Annotated in this window: 15 protein-coding genes; 4 read left to right on the top strand and 11 right to left on the bottom strand. The window is 42.0% G+C overall.

Going from position 1 to position 18,236, the window contains the following annotated elements; all coding sequences use genetic code 11:
• Window positions 1-4 precede the first annotated feature (4 nt).
• The 3 genes from FHS86_RS05890 to FHS86_RS05880 all read right to left on the bottom strand — a co-directional run bounded on the left by FHS86_RS05890 (window position 5) and on the right by FHS86_RS05880 (window position 3,644).
• Window positions 5-1,597, bottom strand: a complete 1,593-nt coding sequence (locus FHS86_RS05890) for an ArnT family glycosyltransferase (protein ID WP_429412044.1) — start codon at window positions 1,595-1,597, stop codon at window positions 5-7.
• 72 nt (window positions 1,598-1,669) lie between these two features.
• Window positions 1,670-2,431, bottom strand: a complete 762-nt coding sequence (locus tag FHS86_RS05885; protein WP_429412043.1) for a glycosyltransferase family 2 protein — start codon at window positions 2,429-2,431, stop codon at window positions 1,670-1,672.
• Between the two features lie 49 nt (window positions 2,432-2,480).
• Window positions 2,481-3,644, bottom strand: coding sequence for a sigma-54-dependent transcriptional regulator (locus FHS86_RS05880; RefSeq protein ID WP_429412042.1), 1,164 nt, complete (start codon window positions 3,642-3,644; stop codon window positions 2,481-2,483).
• A gap of 221 nt (window positions 3,645-3,865) precedes the next feature.
• Here FHS86_RS05880 and FHS86_RS05875 point away from each other — a divergent pair, with 221 nt between their 5' ends.
• A complete protein-coding gene (locus FHS86_RS05875; protein ID WP_429412041.1) occupies window positions 3,866-5,278 on the top strand; it encodes an aminopeptidase P family protein in 1,413 nt (470 codons plus the stop codon).
• Here the strand turns inward: FHS86_RS05875 and FHS86_RS05870 are convergent.
• From FHS86_RS05870 to kbl, 3 genes are all read right to left on the bottom strand, one after another.
• Window positions 5,275-6,576, bottom strand: coding sequence for a S28 family serine protease (locus FHS86_RS05870; RefSeq protein WP_429412040.1), 1,302 nt, complete (start codon window positions 6,574-6,576; stop codon window positions 5,275-5,277). The genes FHS86_RS05875 and FHS86_RS05870 overlap by 4 nt on opposite strands.
• Window positions 6,577-6,697: 121 nt before the next feature.
• Window positions 6,698-6,937 (bottom strand): hypothetical protein, encoded by a 240-nt coding sequence (locus tag FHS86_RS05865; protein ID WP_429412039.1) that lies wholly within the window; start codon window positions 6,935-6,937, stop codon window positions 6,698-6,700.
• 143 nt (window positions 6,938-7,080) lie between these two features.
• On the bottom strand, window positions 7,081-8,268 hold the full coding sequence (gene kbl / locus FHS86_RS05860; protein WP_429412038.1) for a glycine C-acetyltransferase: 1,188 nt from the start codon (window positions 8,266-8,268) through the stop codon (window positions 7,081-7,083).
• Window positions 8,269-9,314: 1,046 nt separating this feature from the next.
• Here kbl and gltX point away from each other — a divergent pair.
• Both gltX and FHS86_RS05850 read left to right on the top strand, forming a co-directional pair.
• On the top strand, window positions 9,315-10,841 hold the full coding sequence (gene gltX, locus FHS86_RS05855; protein WP_429412037.1) for a glutamate--tRNA ligase: 1,527 nt from the start codon (window positions 9,315-9,317) through the stop codon (window positions 10,839-10,841).
• 72 nt (window positions 10,842-10,913) lie between these two features.
• On the top strand, window positions 10,914-11,180 hold the full coding sequence (locus tag FHS86_RS05850; RefSeq protein WP_429412036.1) for a DUF1456 family protein: 267 nt from the start codon (window positions 10,914-10,916) through the stop codon (window positions 11,178-11,180).
• Window positions 11,181-11,286: 106 nt separating this feature from the next.
• On the opposite strand, the gene FHS86_RS05845 is transcribed toward FHS86_RS05850, so the two are convergent.
• From FHS86_RS05845 to FHS86_RS05830, 4 genes are all read right to left on the bottom strand, one after another.
• Entirely contained in the window at window positions 11,287-12,555 is a 1,269-nt protein-coding gene (locus tag FHS86_RS05845; RefSeq protein WP_429412035.1) for an FAD-dependent oxidoreductase, read from the bottom strand.
• A gap of 13 nt (window positions 12,556-12,568) precedes the next feature.
• Window positions 12,569-13,123 (bottom strand): DUF1847 domain-containing protein, encoded by a 555-nt coding sequence (locus FHS86_RS05840; RefSeq protein WP_429412034.1) that lies wholly within the window; start codon window positions 13,121-13,123, stop codon window positions 12,569-12,571.
• Window positions 13,124-13,129: 6 nt separating this feature from the next.
• Window positions 13,130-14,437 carry a radical SAM protein gene (locus tag FHS86_RS05835; protein WP_429412033.1) on the bottom strand — a complete coding sequence of 436 codons (1,308 nt, stop codon included), beginning with the start codon at window positions 14,435-14,437 and terminating at the stop codon, window positions 13,130-13,132.
• A 233-nt stretch (window positions 14,438-14,670) separates the two neighbouring features.
• Complete coding sequence (locus FHS86_RS05830) at window positions 14,671-15,312, bottom strand: methyltransferase domain-containing protein (protein ID WP_429412032.1); 642 nt, start codon at window positions 15,310-15,312, stop codon at window positions 14,671-14,673.
• Window positions 15,313-15,779: 467 nt separating this feature from the next.
• On the opposite strand from FHS86_RS05830, the gene FHS86_RS05825 reads away from it, so the two are divergent.
• A complete protein-coding gene (locus FHS86_RS05825) occupies window positions 15,780-16,484 on the top strand; it encodes a DUF3575 domain-containing protein (RefSeq protein WP_429412031.1) in 705 nt (234 codons plus the stop codon).
• 68 nt (window positions 16,485-16,552) lie between these two features.
• Here the strand turns inward: FHS86_RS05825 and FHS86_RS05820 are convergent, their stop codons facing one another.
• A complete protein-coding gene (locus FHS86_RS05820) occupies window positions 16,553-18,163 on the bottom strand; it encodes a fumarate hydratase (protein ID WP_429412030.1) in 1,611 nt (536 codons plus the stop codon).
• Window positions 18,164-18,236: the final 73 nt, after the last annotated feature.

Raw genomic sequence — 18,236 nt, 5'->3', positions numbered from 1 at the left:
TTATTCAGAACAGCTGGTAAATTTCAATGTTCTTGTATTGGCCGATTTTCTTCTCAAGAAAGCGGGATTCAATACGTGACAGGATTTTCGGATCGTTTACGATGAGATATTTAGCATTCATCTCAATGAATAAGTCAATCCGTTTGTTGATATTCTCTTTTGCACTGAACGTTGAATAGCCGAAATCACTAAACCCTTTTTGATCCATCAGGTAAAGTGTATGATTAATTGTTGCATCAGGCGTGCTGTAGACCAGATCGTTGCGTGAAATTCCCAATTCCCGTAAATAAGGTGTAATGCTTTCATAGGCCGAAATGTAATTCTGGTAATGATGATGTTTGTATTTCCATAGTTCAACCTCTTTTGTATCCATAAAGTAATTGGCAGTAAGCCAACGATCATTAGGATCGTATTTAATGCGATTAATCATTGATGTCTGCCAGATCAACAGTAAAAGACATGCGGTGGCAATCAATTTGGTAATAAGGTGTTTATATGCGAAAGGGAAGCGTTCTTTTAGCGTTAATAAGATTACACTTAGTGCTAAAGGTACAATTATCAGCAAGTTGGTCAGGTAATAGTCGTGTACGTCGAAAGCTTTGAACCACAGAATTATGTAGATAAAAACACCCAGGAGCGTAATGATGTAAGTAAATAAAAATCTTTTGTGTTTTCCTTGATTGAATGCCATGGCAATAAATGATAATAGCCCCAAAACAGCCAACGCCATTTTGTTATAGAAAGTTGGCAGAAGCTTGAAATACAAGAGATCTGCTACAAGCTTTCGTTTTTCGGCACTTAAATCCCATATCGGATAAATATCCTGCAAGAAGATCCCATTGAGATTCATCGCGTTATAGCGTTTTGCATAAGTGTACCATATCAGGTTTAAAACGATAACAATTAAAAAAGGGACTACGCTTAGTATTTGGTCATTGATAATTCTTTTCTTCTTAATGATTGAAATAAGCAACTCAAGTAATAGTAAGGAAAAAACGGCTACAAACAGGATTAATGAAGTAATCTTAATCATTCCTGCCAACGAAGCGAGTATTACAGCTGCTGAAATGTGTCTTAACTTGTTGCTTTTGCGATAAGAATAATAAAAATAGGCAGCGCAAAGTATTAATCCTAAGGCAGGTGCGTCGGCAGTGAAATTGTTGGTGTAAAAAGTCAGTAGAGGAGAAGCGAACAAAAATAAGGGTACAAACATTGCCCAGTAATTATCTTTCAATTCCTGCTTTAAAATTCTAAAAAGAAAAATCAATCCTGAAAAAACAATACCTATATTGATAAGTCTGAAGATGAACTCTTTTTGGCCGATAATCTTCCATAATTGAGCCACAGAATAATAGATCAGAGGAAATTCAGAAACTGTTTTATGATTACCATTGGGGCCGGTCCAGTTAATTTGAGGAGCAAAAAAGGACAAGTTTTCTCTGAAAAAGTTTTGTGTGATTGATAAACTGTCGCTTTGTCTCCAAATGTGAATTCCAAATGGTGGATAAAATAATATTTCATGATAATTGTAGACGAAGGCAACAAATAGCAGTACTATGACAAAAACAAGTTGAAGGCGATAGACTTTGTTTATCATAAAACATTCTTAAGGTTTGACAAATCTTTAAAAAGTTTATAAAGTTACTTAAAAATTGAAGTGCAGTTTTGCTTAGTGTTTTTTGTAAACAATTTTACTGAATATTTGAGGATTAGCAAGTTTCCATCTTTTCAGCCTATAAAGAAGTGATGTTTTTAGCACACCACAACCATATACGATACTATTTTTAATATTAATGCTGGATGCATCGTCGAAATATTTGGTTGGACAGGTAATTTCACCAATTTCGAAGCCAGCCATACATATTTGAGCGAGCATTTGATTGTCGAATACGAAATTATCGGAGTTGCTATTATAATCGATGGTCTCGAGTAATTCGCGCGAAAAAGCCCTGTAGCCTGTATGGTATTCCGATAGTTTTGCATTCATAAGAATATTTTGAATCAATGTAAGAATGCGGTTGGCGATATATTTGTACCAGGGCATTCCTCCTTTAAGTGCTCCCTTTCCCAGTATTCTTGATCCTAAAACTACATGGTATAAGCCATTTGAAATCAAATGGCTCATCGACGGGATTAACTTTGGTGTATACTGATAATCAGGATGTAGCATTATAACAATGTCGGCACCGAGCGCAAGGGCCTTGTTGTAACAGCTTTTCTGATTGCCTCCGTAACCTTTATTTGCATCGTGCTGAACAATGTGTCTGATTCCCAGTTGTCGGGCAATATCAACCGTATTGTCTGAACTTTTGTCATCTACGAGAATTACATCGTCGACAATGGTAAAATCTATTTCATCGTAAGTTTTTTTCAATGTTTTTGCTGCATTGTATGCTGGCAGTACAACAATAATTGTTTGCTTGTTTAGCATAGTGGATTTAAGATTTTTAAAGGGGTGAATTGGTGTAATATGTTGGTTTTTATTTGTTTCCTGCCGCAAAGGTCTGAACGTCGCTCCTGGTAATTTCTTTGTCGCCCAGTATAATCAGCCTTTCAATCACATTCCTGAATTCGCGGATGTTACCGGTCCAGTTAATCTTTTTCAATGCATCCAGTGCCTCGTTGTTTATGCTTTTGATGGGGATGCCATATTCCGTGCAAATTTGTTCAATAAAATAGGAAGCAAGTATCGGGATGTCTTCCGTTCGGTCGTTAAGGGCCGGAACATTCAATACAATTACGCTTAGCCGGTGATAAAGGTCTTCCCTGAAATGTCCTTCCTCTATTTCCTTTTTCAGGTCTTTGTTGGTGGCGGCAATTACCCGAACATTCACCTTGATGTTTTTATCACCACCTACCCGTGATATTACATTTTCCTGTAAAGCCCTTAGTACTTTAGCTTGTGCCGATAGACTCATGTCGCCAATTTCATCAAGGAAAAGCGTTCCTCCCTCGGCTTGTTCAAATTTTCCTTTTCGTTGCTTGTTGGCCGAAGTAAAAGCACCCTTCTCGTGCCCGAACAATTCACTTTCGATCAGTTCGGAAGGAATGGCAGCGCAGTTTACTTCAACAAAGGGTCCCGAAACCCGGTTGCTTAGGTCGTGCAGCCGGCGTGCGATTAGTTCCTTGCCGGTACCGTTGGCGCCTGTAATCAGAACGCGGGCATCGGTGGGAGCCACCTTGTCGCTCATGTCGAGCAGCTGTTTGATGGCGTCCGATTCACCAACAATTTCATATTTCTGACTTACTTTTTTTCGCAGGCTTTTGGTTTCGATGACCAGGTTCGATTTGTCCATTGCATTTCGGATGGTAATCAGCAAGCGGTTCAAATCGAGCGGTTTCTCAATAAAGTCGTAGGCTCCTTTTTTGATGGCTTCAACAGCAGTGTCGATGTTGCCATGCCCCGAAATCATCACCACAGGGGTGTCGGGGTGTGCATTCATTAAGTGGGGAAGCAGTTCCAACCCGTCCATGTCGGGCATTTTAATATCGCAAAGCGCAATGTCATATTCGTTGGTTTTCACTAATTCCAGGGCCTGATTGGCATTTTCGGCCAGATCGACCTGGTATTTTTCGTATTCAAGTATGTCTTTCAGTGTATTACGGATGGCACGTTCATCGTCAATGACAAGTATTCTGGGCATAGCTGATAAAATTTTATGATCAATCATCAACAAAGATTGCTTCTTTTCGCAACATTTCAAAACAACTTATCGCAATAAAGCTTAAATGAGCGATGGCGTATTGCGCTTATATTTCTTCTATGATTCAGAAACTTTGGAATTTAGTTTTGGGGTGTTTATCGACCCATCCTGTAATTTGTTGTTAAATTGTTAAGCGAAGAAGATGAAATAGTTTATTTTTGATGATTCATCAGAGACCGATTAACATGTTCAACAAACAATTGTACATACAGCGAAGAGCTTATTTGAAAGAAAAGATGCAGAAGGGGATTATTCTTTTTCTGGGTAACGAGGAGTCACCGATGAATTATCCCGATAATCCTTATCCTTTTCGCCAGCACAGTTCGTTCCTATATTACTTTGGTATTGATAAACCATCGCTTTCGGCGGTAATTGACCTCGATAGTGGACAGGAAACCCTGTTTGGTGATGAACTCACTACCGATGAAATTGTATGGATGGGCAACAAAGCATCGTTGAGGGATGAAGCAGAGAAAATTGGTATTTATGAGGTCTTACCGGTTGTTAAACTTTATACCGTTTTGCGGGAAGCCAATGCAGCTGGGCGTAATATCCATTTTCTTCCACCTTATCGTCCTGAAAATAAGATCAAACTATTGCGTTTGCTGAACATCCGTCCCGATCAGTTCAATCTGAAATCGTCGGAAGAGTTGGTTCGCGTAGTGGTTGCACAACGCGAAATAAAGAGTGAAGAGGAGATTGCTGAAATTGACAAAGCTGTTAATTGGTCGGTCGACATGCATGAAGCAGCCATGAAGTTTGCAAAACCCGGAATGAGTGAGGCCGAAGTAATGGCAAAAGTAACGCAAACAGTGCTTGCCAAAGGTGGTCAACCTTCATTTCCTGTGATTGCCACCGTAAAAGGGGAGGTGCTTCACAATCATTCGTACCATAATGTGTTGAAAAAAGGACAATTATTTTTGCTTGATGCAGGAGCTGAAACCCCCATGCACTATGCAGGCGACCTGACCAGTACTTTCCCGGTATCTGCAAAATTCCGACGCAAACAACGCGAAATTTACCAGTTGGTGCTCGAAGCACATTATGCTACGGCAGCCATGCTGAAACCAGGCATCGCTTTTAGGGAGGTGCATTTTGAAGCCTGTCGCATTTTATTTGAAGGTTTAAAAGCACTGGGAATCACCAAAGGAAATACTGAAGAAGCGATAGCAGCCGGTGCGCATGCCCTGTTTTTTCCAACGGGCCTTGGCCACATGATGGGCCTCGATGTACACGACATGGAAGACCTTGGAGAGCTCAATGTTGGTTACAATCCGGGTGAAGCCAAGAGTACTCAGTTCGGTCTTAAATCATTGCGTTTATCAAAGTCACTACAAAGCGGACATGTGGTAACCATCGAACCCGGAATCTATTTTATTCCTGAGTTGTATTATTTATGGAAGGCTGAAAATAAATTCGATCAATTCATTAATTACAAGGCAGTACGATCATATCTCAATTTTGGAGGGGTACGCATTGAGCAGGATTATCTGATAACCCGCCGAAGTAATCGACTGCTGGGGCGGAAAAAGCCTATGGAAATTGATGAAATTGAAGCACTCCGGGGCCGCTAATCGTTTTCAAGCGCATTTTCAATTAACTTATAAATCTCAGCACGTTGCTCATACGACATGTTGCTAATGCGGGTGCGGTGTGAACCACCCGGTTTGATAAAAATCCTTGCATCACTTCTTTTTCCGGGAATGTAAGCAGCTGCGGTCCATGGATCCCAGGCACCGTAAACCAGTATCAGATTTTCATCATTCTTTTTTAAGGATTTGCTTATTTTTTTAGCACTTTTCTTATTAAAACTCATTGCAGGCTCATCGTTCAAAAAAACCTTTTCGATATAGCCATCGGCTGACTTTATGGTCAGATAGGGTTCAAAATTGTCGGTAGCATAACCATAATAACCAAACTCTTTCAATGTTTGTATGAAAAAGGGTTTAATCGGTGCCGTTTGCTCTTTCGAAAAGTAGCCCGGGTCACTTACTGCTACTAAGTGTTTAAACAGTGAACTGACCGGTGCGTCCTCACCGGGTATCGATGAACAGCTCCAGCCCCATTGCCAGAAGGCAAAGGAATATTCGAGTACACTGAAATCGAGCACCTCTTCATTCGAAATACTATAAGTGTAATTTTCTACATCAATCAAACTGTCAAGCATTGTTTGGATTTGTGCTCTGTTTTTTAAAACCGAAAGCTGAAAATCTTCGATGCGCTGGCGGCATGGCGCCGTTCCGTTCTCTTCAATAAATTCCTCCATTCTTTCGTCTTCAACTGAAAAATTGATGGGGCCTACGTAGGCAACCCACAAATCCATGTCGTTGGGGTAAAAGGCTTTGTAAGCCATGGTATTTTGCCCTCCCTTGCTAATGCCGGTTGCAATCCAGTCGCTTTGCTTAAAAACTGAACTGAAAAGCTGATAAATCCGGTGCAGGTCGGCAACGGCATTTTCGATAGTCAGGTAATCCCAACCGGCTTGTTCCGGTCGTGACGCTCCAAAATAACGATGTTCAACAACCAGCTGACTGGCCTCAAGTATTCTGCTCAATTCATTGATGTATCCTTTCTTTTCGGCATACGATGCATGATAACCTTCGGTTACGAATACAACCGGACTGTATTGTGTTTTAAGCGAAAGAAATACTCTTTGGATAAAAGTTCCTGCTGCCTGATTCTGATGATCAAGCGGCTGCTCAATCATGATGAGGTAACTTTCGGTAAAAAAATCATCATGTTCCTTTTCTTCAAGCGAAACAATTCCCGGAATGCGTTCCAGTTGGCTAAGTAACGATTGTTGTTGCTGAGCTGCTACTCCCTGAATGAATATAAAAAGAAAAAACACTGAAAAATAAATACTGCGCCTCATGGATTCCTCGCTTAATAGTTAGTTACAAGTTATAAAAATGAGAATATTTAAGCAGAAAAAAAATATCCCCGTCAAATTCGATCTGACGGGGATGGCTGTTTCTTATTGTTGATGGTTTACACTAATTCATTTTAATCTTCTCGTTAATGTAATCGTAAAAAGCCGGAAGTGAAGTGAGCTGTTCGATCTCATCTTTCTTTAACTGTACTTCGAATTCATGTTCAAAGTAATAAACCAACAAGTTGAAATCGAAATCATCGAGGTAAAGGTCTTCAATCGATTCGGCCCAGGTGATGAATTGCCGTTTTACACCAACGTTGCGTAAAACCTTATAAAGCTTTTTCTCCGAAGTTGTGATCATATGCAATGTATTTTAATTAAGCAAGGGCAAATCTCGAATTTTAAATCGACATGTTCAAAAGATTTAACAAAAAAATGCATCCCTCTTTGCAATTTTTAACGGATGCACTTTTGATTTTGTCGAATTCAGTGTTGATGAGCTTTTTATATAATGCCCAAATGTTTTCCAATTTTTGTAAATGCATCAACTGCATGTTCAATCTCGCTTGTTTGGTGAGCGGCCGAGACTTGAACCCTGATTCGTGCTTTTCCTTTGGGTACTACCGGATAAACAAAACCGATAACATAAATGCCTTCGCGAAGCAGGAGATCGGCAAACTTTACGGCCAGCGGAGCATCGTAAATCATTACGGGTATAATGGCTGTATCACCTTTTACCAGATCGAAACCCGCCGCTTCCATTTTGCTGCGAAACAGCTGGGCATTCTCGATGGTTCTATTCCGAAGTGCATTCGAGCGCGTAAGTAGTTCGAGTACTTTCAGACTTGCTCCTACAGTTGCCGGCGCCAGGGTATTTGAAAAAAGGTATGGGCGGGAACGTTGACGCAACATTTCAATGATTTCTTTACGGCCTGAGGTAAAACCGCCATTTCCGCCTCCCAATGCTTTCCCAAAAGTAGAGGTAATGATGTCGACGCGTCCCATTACATCACAATGTTCATGAGTGCCTCTGCCATGCTTGCCTATATATCCTGTTGCATGGCTGTCGTCAACCAATACCAGGGCATCGTATTGCTCTGCCAGGTCGCATATTTCATTGAGTTTGGCAATATCTCCATCCATTGAAAAAACGCCGTCGGTGACAATGACCCTGTACTTTGCTTTTGAAGCATCTTTCAGGCAGCGCTCCAGTTCATTCATGTCGGAATGTTTGTAACGAAAACGTTGTGCCTTGCATAAACGAACCCCGTCGATGATGGAGGCATGGTTGAGTTCGTCGGAAATAATGGCACTTTCAGCATCAAAAAGCGGCTCAAATACACCTCCATTGGCATCAAAAGCTGCACAGTACAATATGGTATCTTCGGTACCCAGAAATTCAGAAACTTTTTTTTCGAGCTGTTTGTGTATTTCCTGTGTCCCACAAATAAAGCGAACACTGGATAAACCAAAGCCCCATTGTTGCATGGTTTCCTGAGCCGCACTTACCACTTCGGGATGGTTGGCTAAACCAAGATAATTATTGGCACAAAAGTTTAGCACTTTCTGCCCGTGATTTACTTCGATGAGTGAACCCTGCGCCGAGGTAATGATGCGTTCGGTCTTGAATAATCCCTGTTCTTTCAACGATTCGAGCACCTCATGCAAATCATTTTGTATTTTTCCGTACATGATTTTACTTTTTGGATTTCTACCAAAAGTAGCAAATTGTATTTCTCCGACTAGTGATTTTTTGCAGGTGTATGCCAATGGGTAGATCGAAATACAGAAGTTTTACGTCGCAGTCTAGCTTAATTATTTTAATTTTGGATGAGATGCTATTATTTCCGGATAAAATGCACCTTGTTTTAAATGAAAAGAGCAAAAAAAAACGCTTTACAATTGCAGGCGTTTTGTTAAATAGATTGGATTTATCACAGATTAAATTTGGTTGCATTTTTCTAATATCATGCAACGGCATTGGTAACTATGGTAAGAATAAAAGCACTATGAGGTGTGCTTCTCTTTCGACTCATTGAAATAAGCCAAACCCACGGCCAACATAAATATTCCTAATGCGATAAACAGATAAATCATGGTGTATTAGTTTAATATTGTCCTACAAAAATAGGAGTATTAAGTCTCATAATCCAGTTTAAAGGCCTATCTTTTATGAAGTTGATCTGAGTTGTGATCAGTGTTCATTTATCTTGGATGAGCGTAATGAATTGAAATGTTTTGTGTGAATAGTAGCTAAACGGCAAAAAAAAAGCCCCTGTTAAAGAGGCGTTTTGTTTAGCAGAAATGGGTAGCTTATAATGAATTATTTCTTCCGGCTTCATACACAAAGGCCACCCCTGTTGCTATTAATGAAACCCCTAATAAAATTAATAAGTAAGCCATAGTTTTTCGTTTTTTTCATGGATTACAAAAATACGGCATTAAAGGCTACTGTTCCAGTTCATTTTAATATTCTTTTACAAACGTGCAGTTTAGTGTGGTGGACATTATGATTGTGATGGTGAAAGGTGAAACAGATGGGTAATTTCAACATTAAGTATGAAAGTATTAATTACTTTGAACGCTTACATAAAATTTTAAACAGGCGGCATCGTAAAAATTGTCAAATCACGAAAAGCTGTGCTGAAGGGGATGATAAAGTTAAGTTCACCGAGGCTATCAATTTGTGGTGAGCCGTCGAAAGCGTATATTTGAAAATATTTTTAACACTATTGGAAATGACGAATCAGAAAATACGGGTACGATTTGCCCCTAGTCCAACCGGACCTTTGCACATGGGAGGTGTGCGTACGGCGCTGTTCAATTATCTTTTTGCCCGTAAGCATGGCGGAGATTTTATTTTACGCATCGAAGATACCGATCAAACCCGTTACGTTCCGGGCGCTGAAGAATACATTATGGAAGCGCTCGAGTGGTGTGGAATTGTAATCGATGAGGGAATTAAAGAAGGTGGAGCCTTTGGTCCTTACAGGCAGTCGGAACGAAAGCGTCTTTATTCTGAATATGCCGACCGACTTGTAAAAAGCGGGGACGCTTACTATGCCTTTGATACCGCCGAAGAACTCGATGCCTTGCGCAGCGACTATGAACAACGTGGTGAAACCTTTACTTACAATGCAGCCACGCGAAATCAATTGCGTAACTCCCTTTCGCTGACAAGCGATGAGGTACAACATTTGCTTGATAAGGAGGCTTTATATGTAATTCGCTTTAAAATGCCTGTCGATGTTGAAGTAGGCGATACCGATCTGATCAGAGGAAGGGTCGCTTTCAACACCAGTCAGCTCGACGATAAAATTCTGTTCAAATCAGACGGAATGCCAACTTACCATCTGGCCAATGTGGTCGATGATCATCTGATGAAGATTACCCATGTAATCAGGGGAGAAGAATGGCTGCCATCGATGCCTTTGCATGTTTTATTGTACGAACGTTTGGGCTGGGAAGCTCCAAAGTTTGCGCACCTGCCATTGATTCTCAAGCCGGTGGGCAAAGGCAAACTGAGCAAGCGCGACGGCGATAAAATGGGTTTCCCTGTTTTCCCGCTTCAGTGGACCGATCCTAAAACGGGTGAAACATCGAGCGGATACCGTCAGGACGGTTATTTTCCCGAAGCTTTTGTTAATATGCTCGCTTTGTTGGGGTGGAATCCGGGTACCGAGCAGGAGCTCTTCTCGATGGAGGAACTGATCGATGCTTTCGATCTTTCACGGGTTGGAAAGTCAGGATCGAAATTCGACCCGGATAAAACCAAATGGTTCAATCATCAGTATATGATGATGAAGGCCGATGAAGAACTAGCCGAAGCATTCAATGTCTTCCTTAAAGAAAAAGGATTCAGTGCCGAAATGGATTACCTTGTTAAAGTGGTTGGTATGTTGAAGGAAAGGGCCACTTTTTTACCCGATATCTGGGAGCAGGGCTATTATTTCTTTATGGCCCCTGTTGAATACGATGCCAAAACAGTAAAAAAACGGTGGAAGGAAGGAGTACCCGAAATGATGCAGGAAGTGCACGATTTTCTGGAGAATTATCAGGGTGAATGGGAGGCATTGACTGCCAAGGAAGCATTTTCAGCCTTTGTTAACGAGAAGCAATGGGGCTTTGGTGTTGTTATGAATGCATTCAGGTTGGCCATTGTTGGCACAGCCATGGGAGCCGACCTTTTCGAGATTTGTGAAATGATTGGCAAGAAAGAAACGCTGCAACGTATCAAAAATGCCATTGAAAATATTGAATTGTAGTTATTTAAAATCATTGGCGAGAGGTTGTTTGCAGCTGTCAGACAGCCTCTTCGTATTATTAAAATTCAGGTTATGAGCAATAACGATGTTTTGAAAAAACTGAGGGTCGCACTCAAACTGCGAGATACCGATATTGTCGAGATTTTGTCGCTGGTCGATTTTAAAATAAACACTGTTGAGCTGAGTGCATTTTTTCGCAGCGAGGATCATCCTAATTTTAAACCGTGTGGGGACCAGATTTTGCGCAATTTTCTGAATGGTTTGGTCATTTATTACCGGGGCACACAGGATGGAAAAATAAAACCCAAAGCCAACATACAAAAAATAAAGCCGGCATAAGTGGCAGGTTTAATAATTGCGCTTCGATTAATAATGGAAAAAGGCTGCCCTTGCCGGCAACCTTTCCCATTCAATAGTATAATTTGCAAAGCGATTTTCTGATTTATTAGTCGATTTCTTTTGTGATGGCGATGGCTGCAATGGTTCCATCGGCAATGGCCGTAGTTATTTGCCGGTACTTTTTACTTCCTACATCACCCACCGCATAAACGCCTTCGATGTTGGTTTGCATGTCCTCGTTGGTTTTAATGTAACCCCACTGATCAAGCTCAAGTTGTTTTCCAAACAAATCGAGATTGGGACGCAAACCGATAAAAACAAAAATCCCATCGGTAGTGAGCGTTTTCATTGTCTTTGTTTTGAGCGCTTCTACTTCAACTACCATTTTGCTGCCATCCTTTTTGAAAGCCCTTGGTTCATGTTCAAAAAGGAATTCAATCTTCGGATTGTTCAGGGCCTTTTCCTGCGCTGTTTTATTGGCCTGCAGTTTATCGAACTGATGAACGATGGTAATTTTTGATGCAAATTTAGAAATGAAATCAGCTTCTTCGATGGCCGAATTTCCGCCGCCGATTACCACCACTTCCTTATCGACAAAGTATTTTGCATCGCAGGTAGCGCAATACGAAACACCCTGACCTTTGAATTCCATCTCTCCCGGGATTCCGATTTTATTGGGTGAAGTGCCGGTTGCAATGATTATTTTCTTAGCCTTGATGGTTTCCTGTTCGTCGATGATGATTTCCTTCTTTTCAAGGTCGACCCGGGTAACATCTACTGCCACTTTGTAATTGGTTCCGCATTTTTTGGTTTGCTCCGACATGTTGTGCGAAAGCAGGTAGCCGGGTTGAGGATCGATGAAGCCGGGATAGTTGGATACCATGTGCGTTGTTGAAACATTTCCTCCCGGCAGGGCAATGTCGATAAGTGTTGTGTCGATTTTTGCCTGGCAAAGATAAAGCCCGGCTGTTAGCCCGCCGGGTCCAGCTCCCAGAATGGCAACATCGGTATGGGTAATGGTTGGTTGTACTTTGTTGATCACCGTGTCGACTTCTTTTTTGCCGATCATGTGTCGCATTTCCCTGATGATTTCGGAGCGTTTGATGCCACCACTCAGGCGGGCACAAACTTCACGTCCTTCGTCAAAAAAGAGGAGAGTGGGAGAGCCTTTTACACCCAGTTGTTCGGCCAGGTCACGATTGCCCTGACGGAAAATTTTCAGGAATTTGACTTCATCACCAAATAATTCATCCAAACCATCGAGTTTGGGTGCCAGTGCTTCACAGGGAGGGCATTCGGTTGAGTAAAAGTCGAGCAACACTTTGCCCCCTTTTTTTACTTCAGTGTCGAATTCTTTGGCTGTAATTTCTTTCATTTTTAGTCAATTTTTAGTTTTTAATACTTTCAAGCGCCAGGAGTGGCTGATGTTGATGAACACGGTCTTTCACAAGAAGGGTTGTCGTGTCGGTTTTGATATTTCGTTGAAAAAGTAAATCGTGACCAAGACATAATCCCATGGTGATTACCAGGTCGGGTTGACGCTGGTTGAGCTGTAAAGCCTGCCCGATAGGATTACAGGCTACCTTGCAATTGTTGCTTTCGGTATTGATCTGATTCTGTGCAAGTCCGCCAACAGTACATGAAGCTGCTTCGACAGTAAAACCTTCTTTACGCAAATATTGTGCAACTGAGCGGGCATCGTTCTCCATTCCGTAGCAATAGGCCAGAGCCAGTTTCTGCATTTTCAGCAGATGGGCCAATTCAACAATTTCCATTAATCGTGGCAAGGTGCCCGCCCTGCCATTGTCGACCAAGCGGGCGGCAGCCTGTACTATTGGCTGTTCCTGCTGGTAGCGCGCGAGCACCTCATCGTTGTCGAAAGAAACGATGGCACATTTTTCTCCTTCCCGACAGATTCTGTTTTTACATAGGGTGCAATCCATGGGCTGTTAGCTTTCAGTTTTCATATAATGCCCGATTCCCAACTCAAGTAGTTCAGTTACCGGACGACAGTCGTGCGAATTCAGTTCGCCATTGTAGTTTTTTGCCATTGAGGCACATCCGCCTCCGCAAATCAGTGCCAGATTGCAGTCCCTACACTTGGGAATGGAAAGGATGTCTCTTTCTTCCCAGGTTTCAATTTCATCGTTGTAAAGTTTCGATTCAGGAAAAAAGGTACCCAGGCTTTCGCCTTCTTTTCCAACAGTTGCCGTGCAGGCATAAATGTTTCCTGTAAAATCGAAAGCCCATTCGGTTTTGGTACCTGTACAGGCATCGAAGAGTGGTTCCGGCATTTCGCCATGTTCAAAAAGGAACTTCGAAATGGAAAATGAGGGTTTGTGAAATTCCTGTATGTAAGGATGTTCCTGCAATAGGCGATACAAATCCTTGTATAAGTCGAGGCGCGAATAAAGGCGTTGCTGATTGGACTGACATTCGTGCAGTTCGTAATTTCGACCCAATTGGGTCTTAAACAAAGGACTTGCCGTCCACCCCTTGTCGATGGCAAACTGTGCCAAAGCAGGCAGGTTGTCGATGTTTTCACGATCGACCACCATGCGCAGGTTGACGGGAATCTGATTGGCAAGCAGTTGGTCAATGCCGGCTACGATGCGTTGAAAGGTAGCACCACCCCCTTTTAGCGGACGACGTTGGTCGTGTACTTCTCCAATACCATCGAGTGTGACCTGTATTTCGCGGATCGTACCAGCTTTTAAAACATCGAGATAATCTACCAGATGATAGGCATTCGTTACAGCGGCCACCTCGATTTGGAAGGACCTGGCCTGCTGAATAAAATAGCTAATTAACTTCTTGTGTGCAGGGGCATTCAGAAAAGGTTCACCCCCGAAAAGTGTAAGGTATTTCCGACGATTGGCAAAGCGCGCATTAACATGCTCAAAAAAGGCATCAATGATTTCTTTGGTAAGTTTCTGAGGATGTTCCTCATATGCGGCCTGGTAACAATACGAACAGTTGAAGTTGCATGAATAGTTGGTGACAAAGAAAATCTGTACTTCGTCATTTTCCCGGTCGTCCAGAAACTTTAAATATTTTTCCCTGAAGCGTTTTTTTTCTTCTGCAGGGTCAACCAGATAGCCCTTTTCAGTAAACTCGGCCACCCCACTGTCAGCATTCTTCAGTTGAATAAAGGTGCGCTCATCCATCACATCGGCACTACCCGAAAGAGCATTTACCACAAAGTATTCATTGCTTTGATGGATTTTGGATAGGATGTTGTATTTTGATAATTCCATGGTGTTGTAGATAAGATTGGTCAGTAGTCAAAAATGAAAATACTTTCATCCTGACTACTGACTTTTCAAATGACTGTTTTTGAAAAAGGCCGGACGCCTTTAATCATGACATCCGGCTACAATTTTCGATTGTTTTGCACAGCATTGTGCTACAGCCTTGTTCTCTTTTTTGCTTTTCTTTACTAAGCTTCTCATATTAAGAACTATTTAAAAATGAATAAAAAAATTACTGATTAACAGCAGCTGAACTCATCCTTGCTTGCACTGATGGTAAAGCTGGCCACAACAATTTTTCCCTTGTCGTAGGGAGTACTTTCTTCAAGAATCTCAAAATCCCTGAATCCCACTGCTTTTACAATTTTGATGTATTCGTCACGGGTGATGGCACCAGCCCAGCATTCAGCCACAGCGGCAGGGTCGTTAGCATATTGGGCAGGAACTTCTTCCATTGAATAAATATCGCTAATCACAAAGCGGCCACCATTTTTTAGAAGTCGATATATTTCTTTCCAAACTTTTACCTTGTTGGCAACATGGTTGAGGGTGCAGTTTGAAATAATCAGATGGGCAGTTTCATCCGGTAAATTAATCTCTTCAAGGTCGGAATGTAGAAAAGCTACATTTTCAACTCCCATTTTCTCGGCTGTTTTTTCTGCCTTTTGAATCATCGATGCAGTTGCATCTACACCGTAAACAAAACCTTCATTTCCAACTGCTTCTGCCAGCCGAAGCACATCGGTACCCCGTCCGCTTCCCAAATCGATGCATACCTCCCCAATTCGGGCCTCACTCTTGTCAAGCGCTCCACCACAACTTAGGCAGCAGCTGTCTTCTGTTAGTAAAGTGTAACGCTTGTTAATTTCTACAGTGTTCATTTTATTAATTTTTAGTTCAAATTTATAAAGGCAATTTGATAAAATGCAAACATCTGGATAGGTCAAAGGGTGGATGTCTTATTTAAAATGAATCTTAAAAAATGTACTGGTTTTGAAATGCTTAATGTACATAAAATAAATATCTTAGTCAATAGATTTAAGCTTAGCTAATTGTAAATAATTACTGAAAAAGCCGATTCATTTGGGCATGTTTTTAACAGGTGTTATAATTTGTGTGAGAAAAGTTACAGACTTCGACGTCGAAAAATAGCCCAATGGCTGTATCGGAAAGGGTAAAAACTACTGTTGCGACAAAACCAAAATTGCTTTGTTGTATCTGTTTTATTTAGATGACAATACTTTTTTTATCGTGAGCTAATCCCTAAATTGTGCCGGAATAAACTAAATACCCTGTTTACGGCACTATCATAAAGATATGGTCGTGCATAACGCTAAAAAACTACAAAATGAAAAGACTTTTATTTTTATCACTGTTTGTCACTTCGATGGTTTCTTTTGCCCAGGAGAATGTTGTTAAGCTGGGGCTGAGCGGAATCACTTATGGCGATTATTCGCTGGCTTACGAACGTGCACTTACACCGCGGTCGAGTATGAATTTAAACCTGGGCTATTGGGATATGAACATCGGGTTTTTCAATACCGATCAATTGTTCAACGAGAGTGGAGGCATCTCTTTCGAAGGCTTTAATACCGGTTGGCATACTGCCCTCGACTTTCGTTTCTATGTTGGCGCTTCGGATGCAATTTCAGGACTGTATATTGGTCCTTATCTGCGTTACTGGAACTATGGTGTCGACTTTTCTGACGAAATTGAAACCAATAACTTTACCATCGATGCAAGGCTTTCGTCGATAGGTGCAGGCTTTCAGATGGGCTATCACTGGCTGATAGACCAGCGTTGGTCGATTGATTTGTATTTTGTTGGCATGGGAGCCGAAAGTGTAAACATTAATGCCAATTATCGTTCATCGATTGACGGATTCAATTATGCTCAGATTGAGGATGATGTCAAAAAAGCTTTTGACGATTCAGGTTATCTCTTTCTGTACAGTGAAACAAAAACCACGGTGCACGATGATCACCTGAATGTGCGTTTTCCATTTTGGATTCCGGGTATAAAAACCGGATTCAGCATCGGCTATGCCTTTTAGCAGGAAAAAATAAAAAAGACGGAACATGAATTCATGCTCCGTCTTTTTTTAGTATAAGGCTTGTTTGTTTAGTGCGAAAATTCGGCAAAGAAATCATTGCCTTTGTCATCAACAATAATGAAGGCAGGGAAATTCTCGACCGTGATTTTTCGTACGGCTTCCATTCCCAATTCTTCAAAATCGACCACTTCAACCGACTTGATGCTTTCTTTTGCCAGTATGGCAGCGGGTCCGCCAATTGAACCCAGGTAAAAGCCACCATGTTTTTTACAGGCATCGGTAACGGCCTGTGAGCGATTTCCTTTGGCCAGCATGATCATTGATCCGCCAAGGCGCTGGAATTCTTCAACGTAAGGATCCATGCGTCCTGCGGTGGTAGGCCCGAAACTTCCCGAAGCCATACCTTTAGGTGTTTTTGCAGGACCAGCGTAGTATACCGGATGTTTCTTAAAGTATTCGGGCATGGGCTGCCCTTCTTCGATCATTTTTTTGATTTGAGCATGAGCTATGTCGCGGGCAACAATTAAGGTTCCCGACAAATTCAAGCGGGTTTTAACCGGATACTTTTTAAGTTCGGCCAGAATTTCTTTCATGGGGCGATCGAGATCGATGTTGACAGGCGCAGCCAGTTCGGGTGCCCGTTCGGGCAGGAAGCGACGTGGATTTTTTTCGAGTTCTTCTACAAAAATACCTTCTTCAGTAATTTTTGACTTTATGTTACGGTCGGCGCTGCAACTAACACCCAAACCGACCGGGCACGAAGCTGCATGGCGGGGCAGACGGATCACACGTACATCGTGAACAAAGTATTTACCGCCAAACTGGGCGCCGATGCCGCTTTCCTGACAAATCTTCAGCACTTTTTCTTCCCACTCCAGGTCACGAAAGGCCTGGCCTCCTTCATTGCCTTCGGTTGGCAGATGGTCGTAATAGCCGGCCGATGCTTTCTTTACAGTGGCCATGGTCGCCTCGGCCGAAGTGCCTCCAATAACCAGTGCCAGGTGATAAGGCGGACAGGCCGAAGTACCCAGATCCTTAATTTTTTCCTTTACAAATTTACTTAGACTTTCTTCGGTCAGCAGGGCCTTGGTTTGTTGATAGAGGAAGGTCTTGTTGGCCGACCCGCCTCCTTTTGTGAGGAAAAGAAACTCGTATTTCATGCCTTCCTCGGCATAGATGTCTATTTGTGCGGGAAGGTTATTTCCGGTGTTCTTTTCTTCGAGCATCGAAAACGGAACCACCTGAGAATAGCGCAGGTTGCGATCCTGGTAAGTGTCGTAGATTCCTTTTGACAGGTACTCGGCATCGTTGACTCCCGTAAAAACTCTTTCTCCTTTTTTCGCTACCACAATGGCAGTTCCCGTATCCTGGCAGGTGGGCAGATCGCCTTCGGCAGCCACCACCTGGTTAATGAGCATGGTGTGCGCTACGAAGCGGTCGTTATCGGTTGCTTCGGGATCATCGAGTATGCTGCGCACCTTTTCAAGGTGTGCCGGACGCAGATAGAATGAAACATCGGCAAAGGCCTCACGGGCCATTAGTTCAAGCCCTTTGGGGTCGACTCTGAGCATTTTTTGTCCTTCAAAATCGACCGTTTGAACGAAGTCTTTCGATAGGAGTCGGTATTTTGTCGTATCCTTTTGAATTGGAAAAGGTTTCTGATAAACGAATTGTGCCATGATTATTATCGATTAATGGTTATAAGCTTTCTGAAAATTTAATGGAGGCACAAATATAGCGAATTGGCGTTTG

The sequence above is a fragment of the Roseimarinus sediminis genome (assembly GCF_050433125.1).
GTDB classification, from domain to species: Bacteria; Bacteroidota; Bacteroidia; order Bacteroidales; family Prolixibacteraceae; genus Roseimarinus; species Roseimarinus sediminis.
Note: the sequence above shows the minus strand (reverse complement) of the source record. Positions and strands in the feature narration are given on the sequence as shown.